The organism is Streptomyces sp. NPDC002463 (genome assembly GCF_042889835.1).
GTDB lineage: Bacteria > Actinomycetota > Actinomycetes > Streptomycetales > Streptomycetaceae > Streptomyces > Streptomyces nymphaeiformis.
On record NZ_JBIARL010000003.1, the window covers coordinates 172641 to 189367 of the forward strand.

The window sequence follows — 16727 nt, forward strand, 5'->3', positions numbered from 1 at the left end:
ATGTCTTCGGGATCATCGATGAAACGATCAGGCGCACCCACGTCCGGCACGCGTCCGCCCCTCACCCTGGTACTGCCCGCGCTGGCGGCCGTGGCCTTCCTGGCCCTGCCCCTGGTCGGCATCCTGGTACGGACCGAGTGGAGCGCACTCGCGGACCACCTGAGCTCGCCGGGCACCGTCCAGGCGCTGAAGCTCTCGCTCCTGGTCTCCTTCTGGGCGCTCGGGCTCTCGCTGCTGCTCGGCGTACCGCTGGCGTGGCTGCTGGCCCGGGTTCCGTTCCGCGGCAAGGCGTTCGTCCGCTCGCTCGTCCTGCTGCCCATGGTGCTGCCGCCCACCGTCGGCGGCGTCGCCCTGCTGCTGGCCTTCGGGCGGCGCGGGCTCCTCGGACCGTGGCTGGAGGGCACCTTCGGCATCACGCTGCCGTTCCACACCTCCGGCGCCGTGCTCGCCGCGACCTTCGTGGCCATGCCCTTCCTCGTCATCAGCCTGGAAGGAGCGCTCGGCGGACTGCGTCTCCGTTACGAGGAGACCGCGGCCTCCCTCGGCGCCTCACCGGTCCGGGTCTTCTTCACGGTCACCCTGCCCATGGTGGCGCCCGGAGTCGTCGCCGGCGCGGCCCTCACCTGGGCGCGCGCGCTCGGCGAGTTCGGTGCCACCATCACCTTCGCCGGCAACCTGCCCGGCACCACCCAGACCCTCCCGCTCCAGGTCTACCTGCTGCTCCAGGACGATCCCGAAGCCGCGACCTCCGTGTCCCTGCTGCTGCTCGCCATCGCCATGGCCGTGCTCATCGCCCTGCGGGGACGGTGGACGGGCACACCGGCCGACCGCGAGCGCCGCGCCGGACGCGAGACCGCTGCGGACCCGGTCTCCGCGGAGCCGACGGCCGACGTCACCCGGGCCCTTCCGCCCACGCCCTCCGGCGGACGCTGGGCGCTCCGGGCCGAGGTCACGGGCTTCACCCGGCTCACTCTCGACGCCGAGCCCGGCACCACCATCGCCGTCGTCGGCCCCAACGGCGCCGGCAAGACCACCCTGCTGCGGGCCCTCCTCGGCCTCACCCCCCGCGCCCACGCCGACCTCGCCCTCGGCGGCACCGACGTCACCACCCTGCCCCCGCACCGCCGGCGGGTCGCCTGGGTACCGCAGGACGGCGCCCTCTTCCCGCACCTGACGGCCCTCGCGAACACCGCGTACGGTCTGCGCGCCCAAGGCGTCGCCCGTACGGAGGCACGGCGGGAAGCCCAGGCCTGGCTCGACCGCCTCGGGGTCGGCCGCCTCGCCCACCGCCGCCCCGGCCAGCTCTCCGGCGGACAGGCCCAGCGGGTCGCCCTGGCCCGCGCGCTCGCCGCCCGCCCCCGGCTGCTCGTCCTCGACGAACCGCTCGCCGCGCTCGACCAGACCACCCGGGCCCACGTACGCCACACCCTGCGCACCCATCTCGCGAGCTTCGGCGGCGTCTGCCTCATCGTGACGCACGACCCCGTCGAGGCCGTCTCGCTCGCCGACCGCGTCCTCGTCCTCGACGAGGGCCGCGCGCTCCAGGACGACAGCCCCGCCGAGGTCACGCGTCATCCCCGCTCGCCGTGGGTGGCCCGGATGCTGGGCCGCAACGCCTGGCCGGGCACCGCCACCGCGGAGGGCCTCGCGCTCGACGCCGGCGGTGTCCTGGTCGCGACCGATCCGCCGGCGGTGGGCACCGCGGCGCTCGCGATCGTCGCGCCCGAGGCGGTGTCGATCCACCGCGAGAAGCCGGGCGGCAGCCCCCGTAACGTCTGGCCCGGCACCGTACGCGAGATCACCGCGAGCGGCAGCCGGCTGCGCGTCCTGATCACCTCCGAGAAGGCGCCCGACCTCGTCGCCGAGATCACCCCGCAGGCCGCCGCCGAACTCGGCCTCGCCGACGGGGTGTCCGTCTGGACCAGCGTCAAGGCGACCGAGGCCACGGTCGTGGCCGTCTGATCGGCCGGAGACGAAGTCGAGGGCCGTGCTCCGGACGGAGCACGGCCCTCGTGCATGACGGAGTTCCCGGTCAGGCGGCGGCTACGGAGATCTCGGTCGACTTGATCAGGGCGACGACGGCGGTGCCGGGGCTGAGGCCGAGGTCCTCGACGGCGTCCTTGGTGATGGCGGCGGTCAGTTCCCCGCCCTCGACGGAGACCTTCACGGACGCCATGGCACCGCCGGTCGAGACCTCGGTGACGGAGCCCGCGAGCTGGTTGCGGATCGAGATGCCCTCGACCGGGCCGGTCGCGAGGGCGACCTCGGTGGACTTCACGAGGGCCCTGACCGCGGAACCCTCGGCCAGCGCGAGGTCCTTGACGGCGTCGGCGGTGATCGCGGCGGTGACGTCCTGACCGCCTGCCAGGCGCACCTTCACGGACGCCATGGCCTCGCCCGTGGTGACGGCGGTGACGGTGCCGGGGAGCTGGTTACGGATGGACAGGGTCATGGAGAACGCCTCGCAAAGCCGGAAACGAGCGGTCGTCACTTCCATCCTCGCGCCTCGGGAAAGAGCCCGCCCGTCGCGGATCCGCACCGAGGCGCGAGAGACGCGTCGGTCGACGTGAACCGCACCAGCAAGAGACCAACGCCCACTCACCTTGCAGATGTGCGCCATTGATGCCCGATCACCTCTTGGGTGATCCACTGCACTCAGGGTGTCCTCGGCCGGATATTTCTGTGTCCGGATCCAATCGCCCCGGCGGTTCCTCCACTGCTTGACTGACTCCCACCGGCCCCGTCGCGGAGGAGTGGCTCTCGCCGCGACGGAACTGCCGGCCAGGAGGTCCCTGCGTGCCGTGCGCGGTGTTCGGCACGCAGGGGGTCCTTCTTCACGGGACTGCGCTCGAACCGCCCCTTCGAGCCCCGGTCACCGTCCGTGTCGACCATCAGAGAGATGGGATCCGATGACAGGAAACACGTCGCTGCGCCTTGCTCCGAGCAGGGTGCTGGTCCTCGGCGCGGTGCTGACCCTGGCCGTGCCGGGCACCGCCTACGCCAACACCGTGAGCGTGACGGTGAAGACCCCCGGGGCCACCGGCGGCCCCGCCTCCGCCGACTCCGAGATGTCGACCCACGCGGACTGCGCCGGCGGTCTCGTCTCCGGCGGTGGGATCAACCAGGCCGTCGGCACCGGCGCCGGCGCGAACGGCAACCACGTCAACGGCACTTCGCCCAGCTCCGACAGCACCACCGAGTACACCGGCTCCACCGGTGTCGTCGGCACCGACGTGACGCACTGGCTCGGCATCGGCGGGAGCGGGGGCCAGGTCAACGCCTCCTTCTCCACCACGCCTTACGCCGTGTGCTTCACCAGCAACCTGATCAACCACACCCAGGTCGTCATGAACAAGGCCAACACCCCCACCGCCGGGGCGACCGTGGGCCGCGTCACCGCGACCTGCCCGGCCAACACCCGCCTCCTCGGCGGCGGCGCCCGTACCACTCCGGGCAACACGGGCGGCTTCAAGACGATCGCGAGCTTCCCCACCTTCAACGACTCGGCGCACTCCTTCGGCGCGAAGGCCGCGGCGAACGGGAAGACCAACCCCGACTCCTGGTCGGCGGTCGGGTGGGACTCCGGCGCCAACGGTGCCGACTACACGTACGCGTACGCGATCTGCAGCGGTGGCGGCATCGACGTCGGCGGCACCACGGTGAAGGTCCGCTACGCCGAGGTCAGCGGCCCGACCACCGGGAGCACCGGCCAGACGGCGACCGTGGGCTGTGGGCAGGGCGACGGGAACCTGGTCAGCGGCGGTGCCGCGATCAGCGGGGGCAGCGTGACCACCACCGACTTCACCGGTCCGGGTTCGCACGGTGACCACCTCAACGGCAGCTTCCCCAGCGACGCCGCCGGCACCCCGGTCGGCGACGGGAGCGCCAATCCGTCGTACTGGACGGCGGCCACCCACAGCGGGGGTTCGCCCTCACAGGGCAGCTACTCGGACGTCTGGGCGCTCTGCCTGGACGTTCAGCACGGGCACAAGCGGTAGGAACGCCCCGGCCCTCGCATCGCCAATTGGCTTTTCAACAACTCCGTGGTGTAGAAAGCTCCGTCGATCAATCATGATCACGTCACTGAGCACTCTCATTCGGGGGAATGGAAGAATGACCTCAACTCGCCGTGTTCTCAGCGCGATTGCGCTCCTCGCCGCCCTGAGCGGCGTCGCCGCCTGCGGGCCGGAGGACCCCACCGCCGAGGGCGTGACCGGAGGTTCGGGCAGCAGCGCCTCGCCGTCGGCCTCGCCGTCCAAGACCTCGGACTCCGGCGAGGCCGGAGACAGCCCGGCAGATGACGTCGACGGCGACGGAAAGGGCGGCGACTGCGGCAAGCCGCCGACCCTGCCTGCGGGCATCCTGAAGGTGAAGGTCGAGCTGATGCGTGACGCCGGCGGCTTCGAGGCCGCGGAGGCCAAGCCGCACTGCACGCCGAACGACTGGATCTACGGCGCCGACAAGGGCGACCCGACCAAGCACTACGTCCTCCCCAAGGGTGTCAAGGCGTTCCTGGCCCTGGCCGCCGGCCCCGGTCAGTGGAAGCAGGTCGACCACGAGCAGCTGGCGCTGCACGTCGACCGCTGCCTCGCCGAGGAGATCGGGGCTCCCACCGACGACTACCCCAAGGTGGAGGCGCCCTACGGCTGCTTCGGCAACGTCTACGAGATCACGCTGAACGCCAAGGGCGAAGTGGACACGATGAAGGAGATCTGGAGCGTCTGACGACCTCCGTACACCCGGCCGGAGCCCAGGCTCCGGCCGGGTGTTCCGGCGTCCCCGGTGCCGGGTGGCACGGCCGGGCCGGAGCCTCAGCCGTCGGCCCGGATGTGCTCCAGGAGGGGAAGCAGGCGGTCCCAGTGACGCTTCAGCCCGGAGGCGCTGAAGGCGTCGGTGTCGGACATGGTGAAACCGTGGACGGTGCCGGGGTAGATCTCCGAGGTGTGGTCGACGCCTGCGGCGTCCAGGGCCCGGTTGAGCTCGCCGAGTGCCTCGGGTGTCAGGTCGCCCTCGGCATGTCCGAGATGGACCCGGGCCGTCACCTCGGAGAAGAGGTCGGGCCCGTCGGCGCCCACGGGGCCGTGGAACGCGGCGACGGCGGCCACCTGATCGGGGTGGGCCGCGGCGGTACGCATCGCCAGGAGGCCGCCGAAGCAGTAGCCGGTCACCGCGACCGGTCCGGCTCCGACCTCGGGCTGCGCGGTGAGGAACCGGAGGTAGGCATCGGCATCGCTCAGGGCGCGTGCGGCGGTGTGCGCCTCGATCAGGGGCATCAGCCGGGCGAAGACCGCGGGCCGCTCCTCCTCCCCGATGTGCTCGGGAAGCTCGACCACCGGTGCCGGGCCGTGCCGGTAGAAGAGGTTGGGGACGAGTACGTAGTACCCGTGGCTCGCCAACTCGTCGGCCATGTCCCGCAGTACGGGCCGGATGCCGAAGCCGTCCGCGTACATCAGCACCCCGGGGTGCCGTTCACCGTGGTCGGGAAAGGCGGCGAACGCGTCGGCCTTGCCGTCCGCGGTGGGAATCTGCAGCGTCTTGATGGGCATGAATCCTCCTGTCGTGGTCGATGCGTCGAATCTGCGATCAACACGACAGAGGCGGACCTCGCGCGGCAGCGCCGGGCCCCCGCTCGCACAGCGGGCCGGCTCCGGCCCGTACGGCGCTCAGAGCAGCGCCGGGTCGCCGATCCGTGTGTGGCGCGAGGCCGTCCCGGTCATCATGATCGAGCATCCTAGCCCGCCGACGCGTCGTACGCGGTGTGCTCCGGAACAGGGGCCGGCCCCGGGCGCGTTACGCCGGTCCGCTACAGGGCGGAGTCGTGGCCGAGGTCGCCGACCAGACGCCGCAGCAGGGCGAGGTCCACGTCCAGGAGGCTGCGCGCGACCGTCCGGCGCGGGGCGGGGGCGATGGGGGTGTGCGAAGGGATCGCCAGGACCGTGCAGCCGGCTGCCTCCGCCGACGCGATGCCGGTCGGGGTGTCCTCCACGGCGACGCAGGCCGCCGGGGAGACGCCGAGCGCGGTCAGGGCCGCCCGGTAGGGGTCGGGGAACGGCTTCGTGCGCGGGGTCTCGCCCTCGGCGACCGAGGTGGTGAACCACCGCCGTCCGAGGGCGTCGAGGACGGTGTCCACGACCGGTCGCGGCGAGGCGGAGACCAGGGCGGTCGGGACCCCCGCGGCGCCGAGGGCCGTCAGGAGCTCCACGGCCCCCGGCATGGGGACGACCTCCCGGCGTACGCGTTCCGTGAAGCGCCGTTCGAGGGACTCGCCGAGCCGGGCCTGATCGGCCCGCCCGGCGGACCGGGCGGCGAGGTGGGCGGCGCCGTCGTCGATCGCCCGACCGAGGACGAAGGCGAGGTCCTCGTCCGTGAGGGCGATTCCCAGCCCGAGGGCCTCCTCCTCGACCACCCGCAGCCAGAGCCGCTCGGTGTCGACGAGTGTGCCGTCCATGTCGAAGAGGACGGCTTGCAGTGCGGTGTCCAAGGAAGCTCCCGGTGGCTGGTGACGTCCTCAGCTGTCGGATCGGCGCGCGATCCGCAGCGTGCGGATCTCGAAGGGGCGGAGGGTGAGGTGCGGTCCCCTGTCCTTCGGGGTGTCCGGGCGGACGGGCACGGCGCCGTCCACGGGGCGTTCCAGGAGGTCCGTCTCGGTCACGGTCTCCCAGGGGAGGGCGAGGGACAGTGTGGTCCGGGCGCGTCCGCCGTGGGCTTCGTACAGGCGGACCACGACGTCGCCGGAACCGTCGTCGGCGAGCTTGACCGCCTCGACGACGACGGCGTCGTCGTCGGTGGCGACCAGCGGTGTCACCGCCGCCGCGCCGGGGACGGCCCGCTCGGGCAGGTTGACCTCGTAGCCCTCGCGCACGGCGGCCGCGACGTCGGCCCCGATCACGAAGCCGTACCGCAGCCGGTGCCGGCCCTGGTCGGCGTCCGGGTCGGGGAAACGGGGTGCGCGGAGCAGCGTGAGACGGACGGTGGTGGTGGTGCCGCCGTCGGGGCGGACGTCGCGGGTGACGTCATGGCCGTAGGTGGAGTCGTTGACGAGGGCGGCGCCCCAGTCGTTCTCGCCGACGTGCAGGAAGCGGTGGGCACAGATCTCGAACTTGGCGGCGTCCCAGCTGGTGTTGGTGTGGGTGGGGCGCTTCACATGACCGAAGGGGATCTCCGCCGTGGAGTGATCGGCGCGCACGTCCAGGGGGAAGGCGGCCTTGAGGAGCTTCTCCTTCTCGTGCCAGTCGATCTCGGTGTCGACGTCGAGCCGCCGGGAGCCCTCGCGCAGCGAGAGGAGCTGCTCGGTCCGGGAGTCGCCGAACGTCCGGACGACCCGGACACCGCCGGGCTCGGCGCACACCTCGTCGGCGCCGGTGAGGTCGCGGACGGTGTTGCGGTAGAACTCCTCGATGTCCCAGGCGTCGTACTGGTTGGGGAAGTCCTGGTGCAGCTGGAGCAGGTTGGCCGCCGCGCCGGGGGCGAGGGCCTCACGGCCGGTCTCCAGGTCGACCGCCGAGACGACCAGGCCGCGGGCGTCGATCCCGATCCGTACGAGCCCGTTGTCGAGGGTGAAGCCGTCGCCGGACGGCACCGGCACGACCGTCGGATCGGCGGATGCGGTACGGACGGCCGCGCCGAGCGCGGGAAGGCCGCCGCGGGCGTACGGGGAGGCGTTGAAGACGACGGTCCGGTCGCCCTCGCCGGCCAGCGCGCGCTGCGCCGAGGCGACGATCCCCTCCAGTTCGGCCAGGACCTCGGCGTACGTCCGCTCGGCCTCGCGGTGCACCCAGGCGATGGAGGAACCGGGCAGGATGTCGTGGAACTGGTGCAGGAGGACGGTCTTCCAGAGCCGGTCGAGCTCCTCGTACGGGTAGGGGAAGCCCGTGCGGACGGCCGCGGTGGCCGACCAGAGTTCGGCCTCGCGCAGCAGGTGCTCACTGCGCCGGTTGCCCTGCTTGGTGCGCAGCTGGCTGGTGAGCGTGCCGCGGTGGAACTCCAGGTAGAGCTCGCCGACCCACACGGGGGCGTCGGGGTACTCGGCCTCGGCGCGCGCGAAGAAGTCCGCGGGCCGCTCGACGACCACCCGGGGCGAGCCCTCCAGGTCGCCCAGGCGCGCCGCGCGTCCCAGCATCTCGCGGGTGGGGCCTCCTCCGCCGTCGCCGTAGCCGAAGGGCAGGAGTGAGCTGTTGGCCGCTCCCTTGTCCTGGAAGTTGCTCACGGCGTGGGCGAGTTCGGCGCCGGTGATCTCGGCGTTGTACGTGTCGACGGGCGGGAAGTGGCTGAAGATCCTGGTGCCGTCGAGCCCCTCCCAGCGGAAGGTGTGGTGGGGGAACTTGTTGGTGGTGTTCCAGGAGATCTTCTGGGTGAGGAACCAGCGCACGCCGGCCAGCTTCATCAGCTGCGGCATGGCCGCGTTGTAGCCGAAGGTGTCGGGCAGCCACATCTCCTTCGTCTCGACGCCGAACTCGTCGAGGTAGAAGCGCTTGCCGTGGATGAGCTGCCGGGCGAACGCCTCACCTCCGGTGATGTTGGTGTCGGGTTCCACCCAGAGGCTGCCGACCGGCAGGAACTGACCGGTCTTCGCCTTCTCCTGGACGCGGGCGTACACCTCGGGACGCCGCTCCTTGAGCCAGGCCAGTTGCTGGGCCTGGGACATGGCGAAACGGAAGTCCGGGTGCTCGTCCATGAGCTGGGTGACGTTGGAGAGCGTCCTGGCGACCTTGCGGACGGTCTCGCGCAGCGGCCACAGCCAGGCCGTGTCGATGTGGGCGTGGCCGACGGCGGAGACCCGGTGGGCGCTGGGTGCGGCCGGGGACTCCAGGGCGGGGCGCAGCACCTCGCGGGCGGCGGGCGCAGAGCCGGAGACGTCCTGGAGGTCGACGGCGTCCAGGGCCCGTTCGATCGTCTGGAGGAGTTGCCAGCGGCGGGGGTCGGCTTCGGGGAGGGCGTGCATCAGCCCGCCGAGGACGTCCAGGTCCTGGGCGAGTTCCCAGACCTGGGTGTCGAAGACGGCGAGGTCCGCGCGGAGCAGCCGGTACAGGGGGTCGCCGGCGTCGCCGCCTCCGGTGATCCAGGCGGGCACGCCGCCGAGGGGGGTCGGCTCGTGGCTGTCGCAGAGGGCCGGGTTGGCGGCGGCCTCGATGGTGTAGGTGACCTCCTCTCCCCCTCGGACCGGGTCGGCGACCGGGATCCAGCTGTTGCGGGGGTTGAGCGCCTTCAGGACGGTGCCGTCGGGCCGGTACACCAGGCCCTCGGTGGAGAAGCCGGCGCCGGTGACGTCGAAACCGAGGTCGAGGACGGCTTCGACGCGCTGTCCGGCCCACTCCTCGGGGATCCGGCCGGTGATCCTGAACCAGCTCGTCGACCAGGGCGGTCCCCAGCGGTGTCCGACCTGGACCGGGCGGTACGGCGCCGCCAGACCGGCGGCGACCGGCACCGGCTCGCCGGGGACGTCCCAGATCTCGACGTGGAGCGGGACGGTCCGGGCATGTACGGCGGGCCGGATCCGTTCCTTGAGCACCCGCTTCAGGCGCTGCTCGACGAGGCGTTGCTTGCTGTGCATGGGGCTCTCCGCGCGGGTGTCGATGACGGGCGGGTGTCGGTGACGGGCAGTGCCGGTGACGGTGACGGACGGCTTTCGGCGCCGGGCGGTGTTCGGCCGGACGGTACGGGACCGGTGTCAGTCCTCTGCGGGTCCCAGGTCGGGCCGGTCGCGCAGTTCGACCGTTCGGGTGGTGGTGGCATGGAGTTCGAGGACGGTGATGTCGTTGCGGCCGGGACGCAGGGCCGGCGCGGGGACGTACAGGGTGGTCTGGGGGCCCCGGGACCAGTACCGGCCGAGCGGGAACCCGTTGACCCAAGCATGTCCCTTGGTCCAGCCGTCCAGCGCGAGGTAGCCGTCGGCGGGCCGGGCGAGTTCGAAGGAGCCTCGGTGGAAGGCCGGTCCGACCAGAGGCCCGGCGGGGGCGACGGCGAGGTCGTCGATGCTGTCGAGCGGCAGCGGGCTGCTGCTCCAGTCGGCGAGGTCCTCGCCGTTGACGGTGACCCGGCCGAGCAGGCCCTTGCGGTCGTGGATGCCGGTCCCGTAGTTGACCCGGCCCTGGTTCTCCACCAACACCGTGAGGCGGGCGCCGCTCCTGGGCGTGCGGAAGGCGAGGGCGTGCTCGTGGTTCTCCCGTTCCAGTACGCCGACGGGCTGCCCGTCGACGAAGACCTGGGCCCGGTCGCGTACCTCCCCCACCCGCAGCTCGGTCGCCCCGGCGGTGGGCAGCTCCGTCTCGTACAGCACGAACCCGAACGACTGGCCGAGCTGTTCCATGGTCAGCGGCCGGCCGGCGCGGACGGGCCGCCCGAACAGGCTTGTCTGGTCGAACAGGGTGGCGGACGCGTCGAGCTCGACGACGGTCGGGGCGAGTTTCGGGCCGGGCGTCGGGACCGGCTCGTCCGGGACGGGGGAGTGCCGGGCGATGACACCGCGGAACGCCTCGTACTTGGGGGTCGGGTCTCCGGCCTCGTCGAGGAGGGCGTCGTAGTCGTAGGAGGTCACGGTGGGGCGGTAGGTGCCCTTGTCGTTGGCTCCACTGGTGAGGCCGAAGTTGGTGCCGCCGTGGAACATGTAGATGTTGACGGAGGCCCCGGCGGCGAGCAGCCGGTCCAGGTCGGCCGCCGCGTCGGCGGGGTCGCGGGTGGTGTGGGCGGCCCCCCAGCGGTCGAACCAGCCGATCCAGAACTCCGAGCACATCAGGGGTCCGGTCGGCTGGAGGCGGCGCAGTGCGTCGAGGCCGGCCTCGACGCGGCTGCCGAAGTTCACGGTGCGCAGGACCCCGTCCAGGCCGCCGCGGGTGAGGTCGGTGGGCTGGTCGCAGGTGAAGAGCGGTACGTCGACGCCGTGGCTGCGGAGCAGGCCGGCGAGGTCGGCGAGGTAGCCGGGGTCGTCTCCGTACGCGCCGTACTCGTTCTCCAGCTGCACGGCGATGACCGGCCCCCCGGCACTGGAGAGGTACGGCTTGAGCGGCGGGAGGAGGGCGGCGAGGTAGCCGTCGACGGCCGCCAGGAAGCGGGGGTCGCGGCTGCGCAGTGCGATGCCGTCCTCGGCGAGCAGCCAGGATGGCAGGCCGCCGCCCTCCCATTCGGCGCAGATGTACGGGCCGGGGCGGAGCAGCACGTGCAGGCCCTCCGCGGCCGCGAGATCGAGGAAGCGGGGCAGGTCGAGACCTCCGTCCAGCCGGAATGCACCGGGCTGGGGGGCGTGGAGGTTCCAGGGGACGTAGGTCTCGACCGTGTTCAGTCCCAGCAGGCGTGCCTTGTGGAGCCGGTCGGCCCACTGGTCCGGGTGGACGCGGAAATAGTGCAGTCCGCCCGAGATGATGCGGAACGGCCGGTCGTCGAGACGGAATCCGTCGTCGGCGATCTCCAGTCGGGGCATGCCGAGGTGCTCCTAGGTGTGGGTGCGGAAGCAGGTGATCAGGCGAGCGGGCGGCAGAGCAGCGCGTCGGGGACGCCGTAGTGGGACCACTTCCAGGTGTAGGCGACGCCGGCGAGGTATTCGCCGTCGGCGCACTGGCCCTTGTAGTAGCCGGGGGCCCAGTCGCTGGCGTTCGAGCCGCCGGTGGCGGGCCGGTTGTCGCCGTGGTCGAACCAGAGCACGCGGCCGTTGGTGGGCAGGGAGGCCGCCGCGGGGGCGCAGAGGAGGGCGGCCATGGAGTTGCCGTTCACGCTGTAGCCGACGGCGAAGGTGCGGTCGGGGCACTGGAGCTTGTTGTAGCCGCTCGCCCAGTCGCCGCCGGTGACGTACCGCTCGTCGGTGACTACGGTCCAGGCTCCGGTGCCCTTCGCCGGCTGGCCGGCGTCGGTGCACAGGCCGCGGCTGTCGCTGCGGCCGAGGCCGACGAGGCGCTGGGTGTCGGGGCAGTTGCCCTTGCGGTTGCCGGGTGACCAGTCCGGCTTGGCCAGCATGGTGGCGGAGACGTCGTAGTCGCCGTAGTCCAGGTTGAGCATGTTCCAGCGCGGGGTCGTGGCGATCTGCCCGGTCCTGGCGGGCGCGGCGACGAGCTTGTTCCAGTCCGTGGCGCGCCAGTCGCCTGCGTCCATGAGGCCGAGCCGGGTGCCGTCGGTGCTGTAGTTGACCATGGCCCAGTTGTCCTGCGGCTTGCCGGTCGCGTCGGTCCAGCCGACGAGCGGCCAGATGGCGAAGTCGGTGTCGTTGTTCACCAGGATGTCGGTGAAGCGGCGGAACCAGTCGCGTTCCTTGGCGTTCGGCTCGCCGCGGCCGGAGGCGCCGAACTCGCTGATCCACACGGGGGCGGTGAAGTGCTGTCCCGACCGGGTGACGAACAGGGCCTGGTCGTCGACGACCTTGACGAGTTCCTCGGGGGTGAGGTCCTGGTAGCGCGGGTCGTGGGTCTCGCCGGTGCCGGTGGCGCCGGTGTGGTTGGGGCCGGTGTACGCGTAGAAGTGCGCCGAGTAGACCAGCTTGTCGGAGCGGATCAGGGTGTTGGAGAGGGTGGCGACCGGGGTGAGCGTCGGGCGGCTGTGGGGGGTCAGGTCGGTGGGGATGCCCTGCCAGTTGATGCCCTCCATGATGATCAGGAGGTCGGGGGCGGCCTGGAGGATCTCGTTCCCGGCCTGTTCGAGCGCCTTGTTCAGGTCGTAGTCGTTGCCCCAGCCCCAGTTGGCGTCGTTCCAGGTGTCGCGGCGGACCTCGTTGCGCAGGTCGGCGCCCACGACGCGCTTGTTGTCACGGTAGCGCTTGGCGAGGAAGACCCAGTCGTCGATCCACTGCCGGGTGGACTGGCCGCTGTTCCAGCGCTCGTTGCCGTCGAGGCCGCAGCAGAAGCGGTAGCTGGTGGTGTGGTTGTTGAGGATGACCGCGAAGCCGTCGTCGGTGAGCGCCTGGATCACGGCGTCGAGGACCTGGAGCGGGGTCTTGCCCTTGAGCTGGGGGTTTGCGGCCACCGCCGCGTCGGGGACGGTGGCCGTGTCGTGCACGAGGGCGTTGGCGAACGGCAGCCGGATGCTGTTCAGGCCCAGGGCGTGGAAGTCGGCGAGGATCTGGTCGATCGGCTTGCGGTCCAGGCCGAGGGGGATGTTGTTCGACTTCTGGTCCGCCTGGTGGTTCGCGGGGTCGTTGACGTCGCCGCTGCCCTCCCAGGTGCCCTGGGCTCCGGCCCAGTTGCCGGACTTCAGCTTGAAGCGGTTGCCGCCGGCGTCGACGACGTAGCGGCCCCGGGTGGAGAGCGGTCCGGTCCACGAGGCGGCGAGCTGATCGGCGGTCGCCGCGACGGGGGCGGGGGCGGTGGCGGTCTCCGGGGCGGCCGCTGCGCCCGGCACGGCGGCGGCGAGGAGCGCCGCGGTGGCGAGCAGCGCGGGCAGGCCGCGTACGGCGGACCCGGCCGGTCGGGCGGTCGGGGCGGTTCTGGCGGTTCGCATGAGGTGTCCCTCCGTTGTAGTGGGGTGAGGGAGTGCGGGGTGGTGCGGCCCCGGACCGCGGTCCGGGGAGTCCGGTGGGCCGAACCGTGTCCGGTCAGCCCTTGAGGCCGCTGGTGGCGATGCCTTCGACGATGTAGCGCTGGGCGACGAGGAACATGACGACCAGGGGCGTGATGGTGACCACGGCGCCGGCGAACAGGCCGGGCAGGTTGATGGTCTGCGAGGTGAGGAAGGTGGACAGCGCGATCTGCGCGGTCCAGGCGGACGGGTCCTGGCCGATGACCAGCGGCCACAGGAAGGAGTTCCAGCTGTCGATGAAGGAGAGCGCGCCGAGCGAGGCCAGCATCGCTCCGGAGCTCGGCAGGGCGATCCGGCCGTACAGGCCCAGCCAGCCGAGGCCGTCGAGTCGTCCGGCGTCCTCGATCTCGCTCGGGAACTGCAGGTAGAAATTGCGGAACAGCAGCACCGCGAACGGATTGAAGAGGCCGGGCACGACGATGCCCCAGAGGGTGTTGACGCCGCCCATGGAGCCGACCACGACGAACGTCGGCACGAAGGTGACCGAGCCGGGGATCATCAGGGTGGCCACCACCAGGGCGAGCACCACCCCGCGTCCCGGGACCGGGATCCTGGCGAGGGCGTAGCCGGCGGCGGAGGCGAGGAGCGTGGACACGGGCGCGGTGACCGCGGCGATGAGCAGCGAGTTGCCGAGGGCGGGGCCCATGGAGACGGCGGGGTCGTCGAAGAGGGCGGTGAAGTTCTCGAAGTGCATCGTCGAGGGCCACCACGTCCACTCGGGCGACGTCAGGCTCCGGGAGTCCATGAGGGAGTTGCGGAGCATCAGGTAGAAGGGCGCGAGGAAGGCCGCGGTGAGCAGGCCGACGAGCAGGCCGCGGGCGCCGAGGCGCGCGGCGCGGGTCAGTCCGGGCAGGGTGGTCATGCGCTTCTCATTCTCCGCTCCTGCCGAAGCCGGTGAACCGGCCCTGGATCAGGGTCACTCCGACGATGAGGGCGGTGAGCACGAAGGCTCCGGCGGAGCCGAGGCCGTAGTTCTGGCTGCCCATGGCGGTGTTGTAGAGGTGGACCAGCGGGGTCTGGACGGGGGCGGTCCCCGTGCCGGAGAGGCCGCTGTTGAAGAGGTTGTAGAACTCGTCGAAGGCCTGGAAGGCGGCGATGAACAGCAGCATGAGGACGGCGACGGAGGTGTTGCGCAGCATGGGCAGGGTGACGCCGGTGAGGAGTCGCCGGCCCGCGGCGCCGTCGAGTGCGGCGGCCTCGTACAGCTCCTTGGGGATGGCCTGGAGCCCGGCGAGGAAGAGCACCATGTAGAAGCCGACCTGGAGCCACAGGCGCAACGTGACGAGGACGATCCAGTAGAGCGGTGGCGAGGTGGTCTGCAGCCAGGCCACCGGTTCCGCGCCGAACCATCCGCCGATCGTGTTGGCGATGCCTGCCGGGAGGCCGTTGAACAGGCTCATCTTCCACAGCAGTGAGGCGGCGACGTACGAGACGGCCGCCGGGATGAGGAAGGTGGTGCGGAACAGGGCCCGGCCGCGCCGGATCCGGTGCACCAGGAGCGCGAGCCCCAGGGAGACGGCGAAGGTGACCGGCACGATGAAGGCGGTGAAGAGCAGGATCTGGACGAGCGAGTCGCGGAAGGCCTGGTCGGTCAGGAGGGTCCGGTAGTTGTCGAGTCCGACCCAGTGGCCGAGGGCGATGGTGCCGCGCGCGTCGCTGAGGCTGAGCAGGAAACTCCAGCCGATCGCGACGTACTTGAAGACGACGAGTCCGATGAGCACGGGTGCGGTGAGGAGCACGAACGCGGTCCAGCCGGACCGGCCGGCGCGGGGCCGGCCGGTCCGGGCGGTCCGGGCGGCGCCGCGCGGGGTGACCGCGGGGCGCCCGGCGCTCTCGGGCTTCTTCGTGGTGGAGGTCGCCGAGGCGTTCATCGGTGTCACCGGCCGAGCTGCTTGTCGATCTCGCTCTGGGCCTTCTTCACCGCGTCGGCCAGGAGGGTGGCCGGGTCGCCGTCGCCGCCGGCGATCTTCGCCGCGGCCGCGTTGAAGGCGCTGCTCACCGCGGTGTCCCAGGTTCCCGGGTTGTGCTTCCCGTACTTCTCGGCCAGGCCCACGGTCTCCTTGGCGGTGCCGGTGGAGAGCTTCTCCGCGGACGCCGCGACGGACTTGCGCGGCGGGACGTGGAAGCCGTAGCTCTCGGCGAAGTCCTGCTGCAGGGACTTCTGCTCGACCCACAGCCACTGGGTGAACTTCTTCGCCGCCGCCAGGTTCTTGCCCTTGGCGTTCACGCAGTTGGTCCAGCCGCCGACCCGGACGACGGGATTGCCTCCGGCCTTGAAGGCGGGCCAGGGCACCACGCCGAAGTCGTCGCCGAGCGCGTCCTGGACGGCGGGCATCGCCCACAGGCCGCACCACTGCATCGGCACGACGCCCTGGGTGAAGGCGGCGGGGTCCCACCAGTCGGTGGTGAAGCCGAGGAGCAGCGACTTGTCGTCGTGGAGGCGCTTCAGGGCGGTGATCGCCTCAAGGGCCTGGGGCGATCCGAACGCCACCTTGCCCTCGGGGGTCACGAGGTCGCCGCCGTTGGACCAGACGGCGTTGCTGGGGCTGTCGCCGATGCCGTCGTTGCCGACGAAGAGGCCCTTGTTCTTGCTGGTGGTCAGGGCCTTCGCCGCCGCGGCGAGTCCGTCGAAGGTGGTGGGCGGGGTGATCCCGGCCTTCGCCAGGACGCTCTTGCGGTAGTAGAGCATGATGACGTCGTCGATCATCTTGACGCCGTAGAGCTTGCCGTCGACGGTGACGGAGCTGATGGCGTTGGTGTTGAAGTCGCTGCGGGCGCTGCCGTACACGTCGTCGAGCGGGGCGATCTGGCCCCGGCGGACCATGGCCTCGCTGAAGTCGCCGATCTCGAAGACGTCGGGGGCCGCGCCGGTCAGCAGGGTGGCGTTGAGCTTGCCCGAGTAGTCGCCGGGGACCCAGGTCACCTTGACGGCGATGTCGGGGTTGGCCTTGGTGAAGGCGGTGGCGTAGCGGAGCACGGCCTGCTGGGTGCCGGTCTCGCCGTAGGCGTGGTACCAGACGTTGAGGGTGGTCTTCGCCCCGGAGGACGAGCCGCCGGTGGGGTCGGTGCTGCAGGCGGTCGTCAGGACCGTTCCGGCGGCGACGAGCAGCGATCCCGTGAGGAATCCGCGTCGGCTAAGCTCGGCTCTGCGTGCGCTCATGTCGTATGTCCTTCTGTGAGGGCGTGCGGGGCGGATGTGCTCCCTGGTCGGCGCCTTCGTCAGTGCTTGCCGG

The 16727-nt window shown here is 71.6% G+C and carries 12 protein-coding genes; 3 read left to right on the top strand and 9 right to left on the bottom strand.

From position 1 onward, the window contains the following. The first annotated feature begins 18 nt into the window (after positions 1-18). Positions 19-1962 (top strand): ABC transporter permease, encoded by a 1944-nt coding sequence (locus ACFYX3_RS08730; protein ID WP_389009852.1) that lies wholly within the window; start codon positions 19-21, stop codon positions 1960-1962. A gap of 70 nt (positions 1963-2032) precedes the next feature. Here the strand turns inward: ACFYX3_RS08730 and ACFYX3_RS08735 are convergent, their stop codons facing one another. Further along, positions 2033-2452 carry a molybdopterin-binding protein gene (locus ACFYX3_RS08735; protein ID WP_382653317.1) on the bottom strand — a complete coding sequence of 140 codons (420 nt, stop codon included), beginning with the start codon at positions 2450-2452 and terminating at the stop codon, positions 2033-2035. Between the two features lie 457 nt (positions 2453-2909). Between ACFYX3_RS08735 and ACFYX3_RS08740 the strand changes: the two genes are divergently transcribed. Beyond that, positions 2910-3998, top strand: a complete 1089-nt coding sequence (locus tag ACFYX3_RS08740; RefSeq protein WP_389009856.1) for a hypothetical protein — start codon at positions 2910-2912, stop codon at positions 3996-3998. Positions 3999-4113: 115 nt separating this feature from the next. Then, positions 4114-4725 carry a hypothetical protein gene (locus tag ACFYX3_RS08745; RefSeq protein WP_389009859.1) on the top strand — a complete coding sequence of 204 codons (612 nt, stop codon included), beginning with the start codon at positions 4114-4116 and terminating at the stop codon, positions 4723-4725. An 86-nt stretch (positions 4726-4811) separates the two neighbouring features. Here the strand turns inward: ACFYX3_RS08745 and ACFYX3_RS08750 are convergent, their stop codons facing one another. The 8 genes from ACFYX3_RS08750 to ACFYX3_RS08785 all read right to left on the bottom strand — a co-directional run bounded on the left by ACFYX3_RS08750 (position 4812) and on the right by ACFYX3_RS08785 (position 16654). Beyond that, complete coding sequence (locus tag ACFYX3_RS08750) at positions 4812-5546, bottom strand: dienelactone hydrolase family protein (RefSeq protein WP_389009862.1); 735 nt, start codon at positions 5544-5546, stop codon at positions 4812-4814. 257 nt (positions 5547-5803) lie between these two features. Beyond that, positions 5804-6481 carry an HAD family hydrolase gene (locus ACFYX3_RS08755; protein ID WP_389009865.1) on the bottom strand — a complete coding sequence of 226 codons (678 nt, stop codon included), beginning with the start codon at positions 6479-6481 and terminating at the stop codon, positions 5804-5806. A gap of 27 nt (positions 6482-6508) precedes the next feature. Further along, on the bottom strand, positions 6509-9550 hold the full coding sequence (locus tag ACFYX3_RS08760; RefSeq protein ID WP_389009868.1) for an alpha-mannosidase: 3042 nt from the start codon (positions 9548-9550) through the stop codon (positions 6509-6511). Between the two features lie 117 nt (positions 9551-9667). Further along, positions 9668-11413 (bottom strand): beta-galactosidase, encoded by a 1746-nt coding sequence (locus tag ACFYX3_RS08765; RefSeq protein ID WP_389009871.1) that lies wholly within the window; start codon positions 11411-11413, stop codon positions 9668-9670. Positions 11414-11451: 38 nt separating this feature from the next. Beyond that, positions 11452-13416 (bottom strand): glycoside hydrolase family 5 protein, encoded by a 1965-nt coding sequence (locus ACFYX3_RS08770; RefSeq protein ID WP_389009874.1) that lies wholly within the window; start codon positions 13414-13416, stop codon positions 11452-11454. A gap of 94 nt (positions 13417-13510) precedes the next feature. After that, positions 13511-14356, bottom strand: a complete 846-nt coding sequence (locus ACFYX3_RS08775) for a carbohydrate ABC transporter permease (RefSeq protein ID WP_376586564.1) — start codon at positions 14354-14356, stop codon at positions 13511-13513. Positions 14357-14363: 7 nt separating this feature from the next. Beyond that, entirely contained in the window at positions 14364-15365 is a 1002-nt protein-coding gene (locus ACFYX3_RS08780; RefSeq protein WP_389010539.1) for a carbohydrate ABC transporter permease, read from the bottom strand. Positions 15366-15370: 5 nt separating this feature from the next. After that, positions 15371-16654 (bottom strand): ABC transporter substrate-binding protein, encoded by a 1284-nt coding sequence (locus ACFYX3_RS08785; protein ID WP_389009879.1) that lies wholly within the window; start codon positions 16652-16654, stop codon positions 15371-15373. Between the last annotated feature and the right edge of the window lie 73 nt (positions 16655-16727).

Coding starts and splice junctions, on each gene's coding strand:
- ACFYX3_RS08730 (WP_389009852.1), top strand. CDS start 19: ATGAAACGATCAGGCGCACCCACGTCCGGCACGCGTCCGCCCCTCACC.
- ACFYX3_RS08735 (WP_382653317.1), bottom strand. CDS start 2,452: ATGACCCTGTCCATCCGTAACCAGCTCCCCGGCACCGTCACCGCCGTC.
- ACFYX3_RS08740 (WP_389009856.1), top strand. CDS start 2,910: ATGACAGGAAACACGTCGCTGCGCCTTGCTCCGAGCAGGGTGCTGGTC.
- ACFYX3_RS08745 (WP_389009859.1), top strand. CDS start 4,114: ATGACCTCAACTCGCCGTGTTCTCAGCGCGATTGCGCTCCTCGCCGCC.
- ACFYX3_RS08750 (WP_389009862.1), bottom strand. CDS start 5,546: ATGCCCATCAAGACGCTGCAGATTCCCACCGCGGACGGCAAGGCCGAC.
- ACFYX3_RS08760 (WP_389009868.1), bottom strand. CDS start 9,550: ATGCACAGCAAGCAACGCCTCGTCGAGCAGCGCCTGAAGCGGGTGCTC.
- ACFYX3_RS08765 (WP_389009871.1), bottom strand. CDS start 11,413: ATGCCCCGACTGGAGATCGCCGACGACGGATTCCGTCTCGACGACCGG.
- ACFYX3_RS08770 (WP_389009874.1), bottom strand. CDS start 13,416: ATGCGAACCGCCAGAACCGCCCCGACCGCCCGACCGGCCGGGTCCGCC.
- ACFYX3_RS08775 (WP_376586564.1), bottom strand. CDS start 14,356: ATGACCACCCTGCCCGGACTGACCCGCGCCGCGCGCCTCGGCGCCCGC.
- ACFYX3_RS08780 (WP_389010539.1), bottom strand. CDS start 15,365: ATGAACGCCTCGGCGACCTCCACCACGAAGAAGCCCGAGAGCGCCGGG.
- ACFYX3_RS08785 (WP_389009879.1), bottom strand. CDS start 16,654: ATGAGCGCACGCAGAGCCGAGCTTAGCCGACGCGGATTCCTCACGGGA.